The 10,198-nt window shown below is 60.0% G+C and carries 4 protein-coding genes and 1 pseudogene; 4 read left to right on the plus strand and 1 reads right to left on the minus strand.

Annotated elements, in window-relative coordinates; all coding sequences use genetic code 11:
* From ACIQ0R_RS01015 to ACIQ0R_RS01030, 4 genes are all read left to right on the plus strand, one after another.
* Entirely contained in the window at positions 1–5,019 is a 5,019-nt protein-coding gene (locus ACIQ0R_RS01015) for an amino acid adenylation domain-containing protein (protein ID WP_395822813.1), read from the plus strand.
* 92 nt (positions 5,020–5,111) lie between these two features.
* Positions 5,112–6,497: a lysine N(6)-hydroxylase/L-ornithine N(5)-oxygenase family protein gene (locus ACIQ0R_RS01020; protein WP_395822815.1), complete on the plus strand. Its 1,386-nt coding sequence runs from the start codon at positions 5,112–5,114 to the stop codon at positions 6,495–6,497.
* A 193-nt stretch (positions 6,498–6,690) separates the two neighbouring features.
* On the plus strand, positions 6,691–8,898 hold the full coding sequence (locus tag ACIQ0R_RS01025) for a TonB-dependent siderophore receptor (RefSeq protein ID WP_395822817.1): 2,208 nt from the start codon (positions 6,691–6,693) through the stop codon (positions 8,896–8,898).
* A 56-nt stretch (positions 8,899–8,954) separates the two neighbouring features.
* Complete coding sequence (locus ACIQ0R_RS01030) at positions 8,955–9,794, plus strand: formyltransferase family protein (RefSeq protein WP_395822819.1); 840 nt, start codon at positions 8,955–8,957, stop codon at positions 9,792–9,794.
* Positions 9,795–9,857: 63 nt separating this feature from the next.
* Here the strand turns inward: ACIQ0R_RS01030 and ACIQ0R_RS01035 are convergent.
* A pseudogene (locus ACIQ0R_RS01035) lies at positions 9,858–10,055 on the minus strand (hypothetical protein); the annotation flags it as partial.
* Positions 10,056–10,198: the final 143 nt, after the last annotated feature.

The raw sequence follows: 10,198 nt of genomic DNA on the forward strand, positions 1-10,198 counted from the left end.
ATGGCGACTGTAAAACCAGCCCTGCTTTCGCTGGCAGCCCGTTTCGCGCAATTGTCCGACGCGCAGCGCAAGCTGCTTTTGCAAAAGCTGACTACTGCTGGTATCGATTTCCGCTTGCTGCCGATTCCGCCGCGCGCCGAACGTGCGGCAAGTGTGCCCGCTTCGTTCGCGCAGACGCGCCTGTGGCTGCATGCGCGCATGATCGACGAGCCGGCTGCGTACCACATCACCGAGCGCTTGCAGCTTGATGGCGCGCTCGATGCCAATGCCTTGCGCTTGTCCTGCGATGCCTTGATTGCGCGCCATGAAGCCTTGCGCACCACCTTTGCAGAAAGTTCGGACGGCGTGCAGCAGACCGTACATGCACCGACACGTTGCCCTTGGCGCATGATGGATCTGAGCGACTTGCCGGCAGCGGTACGCACGGCGCAAGCCGAGCAGCTGGCACACAACGACGAGGCGCAGCCATGCGATCTGACGCAGGGGCCATTGATGCGCGCGCATTTGATACGCCTGGATGCGGCAACCCATTGGCTGGCCATCACCATGCACCACATCGTCGCCGATGGCTGGTCGGTCGATGTCATGCTGGCCGAACTGAGTTCGCTGTATCGCTCGTATGCAATGAAAGAAACGGTTGCGCTGGCGCCGCTGCCAATCCAGTATGCCGATTACGCCTTGTGGCAACGCCGCTGGCTCGATGCCGGTGAGCGCGAATCGCAGCTTGAATACTGGCGCAGCCAGCTGGATGTCAACCGCGATGTGTTGATGCTGCCTGGCGCCGCACCGCGGCCGGCACAGCGCAGTGCGCGCGGCGCGCGTCACATGTTCCGGATTGATGCGCAACTGGCGCAGCGTATCCGTTCGTTGGCCAATACGCGCCGGGCAACGCCGTTCGCCGTGTTGCTGGCAACATTGAATGCATTGCTGGCACGTGCCTCCGGCGAAACGCATATCCAGATCGGCGTGCCGTCGGCCAACCGCGAGCGTGCTGAAACCGTCGGCTTGATTGGTTTCTTTGTCAATACCTTGACGCTCGCCACGCGGATTGGCTACACCCAACCGTTCGCCACGCTGGTGGACCAGGTTCAGAACAATTTAATTGATGCGCAGACGCACCAGGATGTGCCGTTCGAGCAAGTGGTAGAGGCGCTTGGCGTGGTGCGTAGCGCCAGCCACAATCCGCTGTTCCAGGTGATGGCTGCCTACGGCGCGCGCCGCCATCTGCCGTCGCTGGCGGACGTGTCGATCACCATGCTGCCATCCGGTACGCCGTTCGCCAAATTCGATCTGACGCTCAACTTTGAAGAACACGACGATGGCGCGATTGATGCCGGTCTGACTTATGCGGCTGACATGTTTGACGCCGATGCCATCGAACGGCTTGTCGAGCGCTTTGTCACCTTGCTGTCGAATGCCGTGGCAGTACCTGAAACGGCGGTGTGCGATCTACAGTGGCTGCCGGCGATCGAGCGTGCACAGCTGGAAGCCTGGAATCACAATCAACCGCTTCGACAGGATGCTTTCAAAGCGGTGCATGAGCATATTGCCGAGCATGCCCGCGTGCGGCCGGATGCGCGTGGCGTCGCCGACGTGCAGCGTGCCTTGACTCGCGGCGAAGTCGACGAGCGCGCGACCCGGCTGGCGCAGCGCCTGATTGCGGCGGGAGTCAGCGCGGAGATGCGGATTGGTGTCGCACTTAGCCGATCGGTCGATCTGTTGATTGGCCTGATCGCGGTACTGAAGTCGGGCGGCGCCTTTGTCCCGCTCGATCCGGCCCATCCTCGGGATCGCCTGGCGCAGATTCTCGGCGATGCCGGCATCACCCACGTGATTACCGAACAGCAGAGTCTACCGGCGTTGCCGCAATCGCCGGCCATGCGCGTCTGGTTGGTGGACGAGGATGGCGCGGGCAGGGATGATTGCGCAACCGCGTCGATTACGTTGCCCGCTGTGGCGCCTACACAGGCTGCTTATGTGATCTACACCTCCGGATCGACAGGAAAACCGAAAGGCGTGGTCGTCGACCATGCTTCGTTTTCCCGGCATTGCGCGGCCATCGCCGAACGCTACGGCGCCGGCGAAGACGATGTTTTCCTGTTGTTCCAGTCGGTGAATTTCGATGGTGCGCACGAAGGCTGGTTTTCCCAATACATGTCAGGTGCAGCAGTGGCGGTGGCCGCCGACACGCTCTGGCCGCCGGCGCAGACCTGCAAGATGATGGTGCGCGAAGGCGTCACCATGACTTATGTGCCGCCGGGTTGCGCGGCGCAGCTGGCCGAGTGGGCATTGATGCACGGCGCGCCGCCTACCTTGCGCTCGCTGACGGTGGGCGGCGAGGCAACCTCGCGCGAGGCGTTTTCCCTGATGCGACGGGCTTTTCCGAATGTGCGGATCGTTAATGGTTACGGGCCGACCGAAACCGTCATTACGCCGATGCTGTGGATGTTCTATCCAGATGACGATGGCGCCAAACTGGCCGACAGCGCCTATCTGCCGATCGGCACGCTGGTTGGCGCGCGCACCGCGCATGTGCTTGATGCACGTCTCAATCCATTGCCGGTCGGGGTGATCGGCGAGCTGTATCTGGGTGGCGAAGGCGTCGGCGTGGCACGTGGTTACCTTGATCGTCCGGCGCTCACCGCCGAACGCTTCGTGCCCGATCCGTTTGGTGCGCCGGGAGCGCGCTTGTACTGCACCGGCGATCTGGTCAAGCGCCGCGCTGATGGCGTATTCGATTTCATCGGCCGCGTTGACCACCAGGTGAAGCTGCGCGGCTTGCGCATTGAACTGGGAGAGATCGAGGCCCAGCTGGCGGCGCACGAGGATGTACGCGAAGCGGTAGCGATCGTGTACGGCAAGGGTGCACAAGCGGCGCTGGTTGCCTATGTCGAGTTGAGTGCGGAGGCAAGGCAGCGCCAGGCGCCGGCGGATGCTGCTGAACTGGACGCGCACCTGCGTCACACCTTGCCCGATTACATGGTGCCGGCGCACATCGTCATACTCGATGCACTGCCGCGCAATACGAATAGCAAAGTCGATCGCGGCGCGTTGCCGGAACCCAAACGGGTGGAGCGTGTGTACGAATCGCCGATGGCCGGTGTCGAAACTGCGCTCGCCCAAATCTGGCGCGAAGTTCTGGGTACTGAACGGGTAGGTCGCGCCGACCATTTCTTCGAACTGGGTGGCCATTCGCTGGCTGCGGTGCGCGTAGCGACCAGGGTGGCCGAACGGCTGGCCCGCGATGTGCCGGTACGTGCACTGTTTGAGGCGCCAAATTTGGCGCAGTACGCGCAACGCGTGATGGCTTCCATGCACATGGAGCCGTTGTGTGAAAGCGGCGCTGCCGACACCGATGCTGTCGCCTTTGTTGCCGACGCCGATGGCGTATTGCCATTATCTCCGCCTCAACTCGCGTTGTGGTTCCTGTGGCGCACACAGCCGGCAAGCGCTGCCTACAACATTCCGCTGCCATTGCGCCTGAGCGGCGCGCTCGATCTCGATGCGTTGCGCGAAGCATTTTCCCTGGCCGCGGCCCGTCATCCCGCCTTGCGCGCCCGACTGGTCGAGCGCACCGGTGAACTTCCGGGGCAACGCATCGCGGCGCACTGCCCGCTAGCGGTGCCACTTGTCGACCTGTCTGTTGAAGGTAACGCTGCAGCTAAGGCGAGGGCGGTTGCCTTGACTGACGAGGATGCGCTCACCCCCTTCAACCTGCTGGGCGAAGCGCCGCTCTGGCGGGTGCGCTTGCTGCGGCTGGCCGAGCAGGAACATGTGTTGTCGCTGGTGATCCATCACATCGTGTCGGACGGCCATTCGATAGACCTGTGGCTTGACGACATCCGCGCGACTTACGTCGCACTGGTTTCAGGTTCCGCGATTGCGCGCGTGCCGCCGAACGTCATACCTGATCTGCCGTTGTTGCCCGCCGCTGCGCCGGCTTCACGTCTCGGCTTTTGGCGTGATGCGCTTGCCGATTTACCAACCAGCGTACTGCCGCCGCCACCGTCAGGTCGAGTGGCAGAACCGCGCTGGGTGGCGGGGCGGATTGCCTTTGAACTCGACGAGGAATTGCTGCGACGTGCACGCAGCATGGCGTTCGAGGCGCACGCGACCTTGCCGATGCTGCTGCATGCGGCGTTCAATGTCGCGTTCTATCGTGCGACCGGAGCGACGGACCAGCCGGTAGGGGTGTTGGCATCGACTCGTGAGTTGACAGGCGACGCTGCTCGTCGTGCATTGGGTCTGTTCATCAATGCTGTGGTGGTGCGTACCCGTCTCAATCGAGCCGATTCACCGGCCGCGGTTCTTGCCACGGTGCGTGATGCCGCGCTTGCCGCTTATGGCCATGCAGATACGCCGTTTGCCGACGTGGTAGCTGCATTGCGCGGGCCGCGCGCGGCGATCGGCAATCCGCTGTTTCAGGTGATGTTCAACTACATGCGTCCAAGTGGTGCGGCTGGCCGCGATTGGGGCGGCCTGGCACTCAGCGATTTCAACGATGTTCGACACCGGGTGGTGTTTGAGCTGGAACTGGACATCGTCGAGCATCCTGACGGTCGTGTGACCGGAGCTTTCTCTTACGCAAACGAATTGGTGGATAGCGCGTTCGTCGAAGCCCTGACGGCCGATTACACGCAGGTGATCGAGCAATTCGTCGATGCGCCACATGCCGCGCTTGGTCCTGTTGCACCCACGAAGATTGAATCCGTGCGACGCACGCCAGAAGCGGCCGCAACGGTGGAAGCAGGCGAAGTTCAAGCTGAAGCAATGCAGTTCGCACAATCTTTGCAAACCGTGTGGGGCGACCTGTTCAAAGGCAAGCTCCCGGCGTTTCAGGACAACCTGTTTGAAACCGGCGCCACTTCGTTCGACCTTGTTCGTTTCGTCGATGCGGCCCAGGTGGCATGTTATTCACTGACGATTGTTGGCGTATTCGCCCAGCCATATTTCTATGCAATGGGGGAGTGCCTGGCTTCGCAGCGGGCTACGGTAATGGAGGTGCCTGATGCCGGTTGAAAGTCGAATGACTCCACGAATATTTAACTCCCAGACATTTTTATCGGTCGGTACATCTGAGCTGCCGGCCGCCACTAATAAGGAAATTAGACATGCAACGAGATAACGTTTTTGATCTGATTGGTGTCGGCTTCGGGCCGTCGAACCTTGCGCTTGCGGTACGTCTTGCCGAAGAGGCAGGCGCATCAGGTATCGGGCAGTGTTTCATCGAACGTCAGCCGGAGTTCGGCTGGCATCGCGGCATGCTGCTCGACGATTGCCGGATGCAGATTTCCTTCCTGAAGGATCTGGTGACCTTGCGCGACCCAAAGAGCTGTTTCACGTTCATCAATTATCTGTTCGAGCGCGGCCGGCTGCCTGATTTCGTTAATTTGAAGAGCTTTTATCCGACCAGGTTGGAGTTTCACGACTACTTGAGCTGGGTCGCACAGGCGTTCGATGAAAAGGTGCATTACGGCGAAACGGTCGTAGGCATCGAACCCGTCGCCGCTGCGGATCGTTCCGGCCAGATTAATGCCTTGCGCGTATTTTCGCGCGATGAGGCAGGGCGCGAATGGCAGCGCGTCACGCGTGCGCTGTCGGTCGGTATCGGCGGTTCGGCGCGGATTCCGGAAGCTTTCGCTGCATTGGGTCCGCACAACATCATTCACACCTCGAATTACCTGACGTCGATCGATCGGGTGGTCGGCCAACCGCAAAGCGGCCCGCGCAAACGGATCGCGGTGATCGGCGCCGGGCAAAGCGCCGCCGAGGTGTTCATCGACCTGACGCGGCGCTATCCGGGAGTCGACGTCAGCCTGGTGATGCGCTCGGGTGCGCTCAAGCCGGCCGATGACAGCCCTTTTGTCAACGAGATTTTCAGCCCGGTATATACCGATATCGTCTACGCCCAGGCGAAAGATATCCGGCGCTCGCTGATTGACGGCTTCCGTGACACCAACTATGCGGTGGTTGATCGCGTGCTGATCGAACAGATCTACGAAATGCTGTACCTGCAAAACGTCGGCGTGGAGCAGCGCCATCGCCTGCTGGCCAACACGGCGATCGAAACGGCTGTGCGCAGCAGCAACGGCCAGATCGAGCTGACTTTGCGTAACCGCCTCGATGGCCACGCTTGCGCGGAACGTTTCGATGCGCTGGTGCTGGCCACAGGTTATGGTCGCGCCACTCATCTTGGCCTGCTTGACGGGCTAGCGCCATATCTCGGCGATGCGCTCGCGCAGGGCAATGTCGGACGCGATTACCGGCTCTCCACTCCGGCGAATTTCAAACCGCGTATTTATCTGCAAGGCTGCTGCGAAGACAGCCATGGTCTGTCCGACACGCTGCTGTCGGTATTGGCGCTGCGCTCAGACGAAATTACGTCGTCGCTGACGCAGGAAGTCAAGCAGGAGATCAAGCAAGAAGCAGGAGGCGGCCCGATGCCGGATCAGTTGAAACGTGCTGTGGAAGGTGGTCGCCTGGCTTCCGCTTTGTAACGTGGTGATGACTCCGGTCGCGCCGGTTGGAAAAATTGTAGTTGGAAGGGGATAACCAGGGCAGAAAGTAGGCATTCTGAATTTCGAGACGTATTTATTAGAAGCTATATGGGTAGCTTGAGGCGGTCAATGACCGCTTCGGGATTTCAAAGAAAGCGGTTAAAAACCGCATCGCAATTGGGAGCAGTAGAAGATGGAATGGATAACAGGCACGCGTCGGCGTGCGATTGTCGTTGCAGTAAGCGTATTGTTTGACGCGACGGCTGTAGGTTATGCGCACGCTCAACAGGCGGCGCAACCGGCAAACGATGTGCAGAAAAACGGCAAGGCCGGAGCGGACAGTACGCTGCCGGAAATCAATGTCAATGCTGGCTCAGACGATAACGGCACTGTTGGCCTGGTGGCCAAGCGCAGCGCCACCGGCACCAAGACCGACACGCCGCTCAATGAGATTCCGCAGACCATCAACGTGGTGACGGCGGCGCAGATCGAACAGACCGGCGCTGCCAGCGTCAACGATGCGTTACGCTACGTGCCAGGTTTTTCGACCTACGGTTCGGAAGTGCGCTCGGACTGGTATTCGGTCTTGCGTGGCTTCACGCCAACGGTGTACACCGACGGGCTGGCGGTGCCGACCACCATCAACCTGGCCAGCTGGCGCGTCGATCCCTTCATGATTGATAGCATTACCGTGCTGCGCGGTCCAAGCTCGGTGCTGTACGGCCAGGGCGATCCAGGCGCTATCGTCGACGTCCAGACCAAACTCGCCAACGGCGAGCGGATCCGCGAAGTACAGATGCAGATCGGCGATTACGCCAGGAAGCAAATTGCTTTCGATATCGGCGACAAGATCGATGCTGACGGCAAGCTGTCATACCGCGTGCTCGGCGTCGGCCGCGACGGCAATTCCCTGACCGGACCGAACGGCGAGCGGCGGATTGCTTTTTCCCCATCCATCAAATGGCAGCCGGACGCCAACACGTCGCTGACCGCCGCCTTGACCTACCTGCAAGACCACGGCGACGCATCCAACAATTTCCTGCCGGCGCAGGACACCATCTTGCCGAATCCGAATGGCACGATTTCAGAGAACCTGTACACCGGCGATCCGAATTTTTCGCATTACCGCAAGAAGCAATGGTCGGCCGGTTACCAGTTCGAGCACAAGTTCGATCCGGTCTGGACATTCCGCCAGAACCTGCGCCTGATGCACCTGTCGCTGGACCAGGGGCAGGTGTTCGGCGGCGGACTGGATGACACCGACCCGACCCAGCAATCGCTATTGCGCTACGTCGGCGACTACCAGTTCAACTATAGCCGCTTCGATATCGACAACCAGGCGCAGGCCAAATTCAAGCAGGGTCCATTCGACCATACTGTGTTACTGGGCCTGGAATACAACCGCCAGCGCACCAGCGATACGGAATTCATGGCGCTCGGACCTAGCCTGAACATGTATAACCCGGTCTATGTTCCGATCACGAATGCGATCTTTTCCACGCCGGCGGCCTATGCGCCGACCGATACCCGGACCACGCTGAGCATGCTCGGCGCCTACGCTCAGGACCAGATCAAATGGCGGCGCTGGACCTTGACTGTCGGTGGACGTCAAGACTGGAGTGACACCAAGCAGAGCGATCTGGTAGGCGGCACGCAGCTGCAGCAGAGCGATCGCGCCTTTTCGGGCCGCGTCGGACTGGTCTACCTGGGCGATTACGGCCTGTCGCCTTACATCAGTTACTCGACCTCGTTCAATCCGGTGATCGGCGTCAGGATGGCCAGCGGCAATCTGGCGGCGCCGACCAAGGGACGCCAGGTGGAAGCCGGGGTGCGCTGGCAGCCGGAAGGCAAGAATCTGACGCTGAACGGTGCGCTGTACCAGATCTACCAGAACAACGTGCTGACGCCGGATCCAACCGATCCGACCGGGACCTTCTCGGTGCAGACCGGGCAGGTACGTTCACGCGGTCTTGAGTTGAGCGCGGTCGGCAACATCACGCGCGAATTCTCCATCATCTCCGCTTATGTGTATCAGGATGTGAAGAATACCGAAGCCAACGATTCCTCGCTGGGTAAATGGCCGGTCGATATTCCGCGGCCGCGCCAGATGGCGTCGCTGTGGGGCGACTGGACCTGGCACACCGGCGCGTTGGCCGGTTTCGGCCTGGGCGCGGGTATTCGTTACCAGAGCAGAGCGGCGGGGGCATCTGACAACTCGCTGCTGGTGCCGAGTAATACGGTGTACGACGCCGGTGCGCACTACGACATGCAGAACTGGCGCTTCACGCTGAATGCGACGAACCTGTTCAATCGTCGTTTCGTCAGTGGCTGCCAATCGGTGAATACCTGCTTCTACGGTAATCAGCGCACGGTGGTGGCGTCTGCGAAGTACGTCTGGTAAGTGGCTTGATGAGGCAACGCCGAACAGCGCTGCCTCTTTGATCAATGAAAGTAACCATGCAAAAGAAAAAACTCGTTTATATCTGGTCCCTCAGGAATGCAGCCGCCGACAAGGCCGGACAGAATGTCGCCTACAAGGACGGTACGCGTTACATGAAGTCTGTGTTGGAATCGCTGGCTGAAGCACTCAACCAGACCGAGCTGGGGCAAATGTACTCGCTCGAAAAAGTGATCTACGACGACGATGCCGAACTGGCCATCGACAGGGAGAAATTGAAGGACTATGGTTTCTCGTACGAAGCCGGCAAGCGCTGGTTTTATCCGCCGGATCTGCAGGTGCAGGGGCGGCCAGCGAACGAATTTCTGCTCGCTATTCCGTCGGCTTACCGGCGGCATGGCATGCAGGCGCCGGAACGCATTGCGGGTAAAAGCGCGTTTGAAAAGCACTTGCTGGACACCTTGCTGGAACTGGATGCCGACATCGTCGTGCTGGATGGCCTGCTGATCATCCTGGACGAACTGGTCCGGCCAGGCAGCCTGTTCCACCGCAAGATCGTCAACATCCATCCTGGCGTCACGCGCCTGGAGTCACCCTATGAACGGCGCGGCGCCTACGCCACGCTGGATGCGCTGTACGGCGCGCGCGGCCAGAAAGTGGTCAACTGGCAAACCATGGAAACCGTTCCTGTGAAACCGCTGTACATGACCGGCGCATCTTTCCATTATGTGGACAATGGCATCGATTCCGGCGAAGTGATCCACGATGTCCTGAAGACTGAAATCGACAAGGAAGACACGATTCTTGAACTGCGCTGGAATAATTTCAACCGCAGCCTGTTCCCTGTATTGCACGAGGGACTGGCAAAGATATATCAATCAGGCCGGATACAAGATTAGATCCGCGTAAACAATAACGGCCATGCACGGGAAGTCGCATGGCCGTTATCCGTTGTAGCAGGGTCAGCTCTTCTTGCTTAGCTGATCCCGGATCGGCAGGTTGCGAATGCGCTTGCCGGTTGCCGCGAATATGGCGTTGCACAAGGCCGGGGCGATAGGTGGTGTGCCTGGTTCGCCAACGCCGCCGAGCGGCATGTCGTACTTGTGCGGCACCATATGCACACGCAGGTCGCGCGGCCTGTTACGGCTGACCGAAAATTGACCCAGCAAAGGGCATAGTACTGATTCAAAATTGACCCAGGTGTTCTACTTGCCCTGTCTAATTTTTAGGCAGGAGATATAAGGTGATCACCATGGAAATGTTAGGCAAGATTAGACGCATGCATTTACGCGACAAGCTGTCG

This window comes from Collimonas sp. (assembly GCF_044339385.1).
Lineage (GTDB): Bacteria > Pseudomonadota > Gammaproteobacteria > Burkholderiales > Burkholderiaceae_D > Collimonas.

What these genes read in the sequence shown, in the direction of transcription:
- ACIQ0R_RS01015 (WP_395822813.1), top strand. Translation starts at nt 1, where the DNA reads ATGGCGACTGTAAAACCAGCCCTGCTTTCGCTGGCAGCCCGTTTCGCG.
- ACIQ0R_RS01020 (WP_395822815.1), top strand. Translation starts at nt 5,112, where the DNA reads ATGCAACGAGATAACGTTTTTGATCTGATTGGTGTCGGCTTCGGGCCG.
- ACIQ0R_RS01025 (WP_395822817.1), top strand. Translation starts at nt 6,691, where the DNA reads ATGGAATGGATAACAGGCACGCGTCGGCGTGCGATTGTCGTTGCAGTA.
- ACIQ0R_RS01030 (WP_395822819.1), top strand. Translation starts at nt 8,955, where the DNA reads ATGCAAAAGAAAAAACTCGTTTATATCTGGTCCCTCAGGAATGCAGCC.